This is a genomic window from Streptomyces griseoloalbus, from assembly GCA_014650015.1.
Classification (GTDB): Bacteria; Actinomycetota; Actinomycetes; order Streptomycetales; family Streptomycetaceae; genus Streptomyces; species Streptomyces griseoloalbus.
This window is the reverse complement of record BMUD01000167.1, coordinates 1-544: the sequence shown is the minus strand read 5'-3', so window position 1 is coordinate 544 and position 544 is coordinate 1. Positions and strand designations below refer to the sequence as shown.

The 544-nt window shown below is 75.0% G+C and carries 1 protein-coding gene; it reads left to right on the top strand.

Going from position 1 to position 544, the window contains the following annotated elements; genetic code table 11:
* A partial coding sequence (locus IE178_RS35395; RefSeq protein ID WP_193515117.1) for a zinc-binding dehydrogenase occupies window positions 1-258 on the top strand: 258 nt, incomplete at its 5' end.
* Between the last annotated feature and the right edge of the window lie 286 nt (window positions 259-544).

The following is a 544-nucleotide window of genomic DNA, read 5'->3' as shown; positions in this document are numbered from 1 at the left end:
CGTCGGCGGCGACCCGAAAGGCGTCTCACCTGCGGCGACTCGGGCGTGTCGGAGGCCGCGGAGCTGGGAGTCCGCACCTCCTTCACCGAGGACCGCAGCGGCCATACGGCCGACGCGCTCGCCGAGTTCGCCCGGCTCGCGGCCGAGGGCCGCTTCGGCATCCCGGTCGCGGGCACCGCCCCCCTCGAGGACGAGGAGACCGCCCGCCGGATCAGCCGGAGCAACCGGGCACGGGGCAAGCTCCTGCTGCTGCCCTGACACGCCCACGCCGCGCTTGCGCACGGCACCGCGAGTACGAGCACCACGGGCCCCACGGGCACCACGCCGACGCCCGTGCAGCCGGTGCAGCTCCCGGTGACGCGTACCAGCCCGCCGCTCCCGGCGACGTGCACCACCGCCGCACCCGGTGACGTGCGTCACAGCACCTTTCTGGGTACCCGGCAGCGCAGTCAGGACCGTCCCCGTCCGCCGGGAGCCACGCCATGAGAGAGCGCACCCCGTCCCAGGCCGAAGGCGAACGCGACGACAACGACGTCCGCCGCAC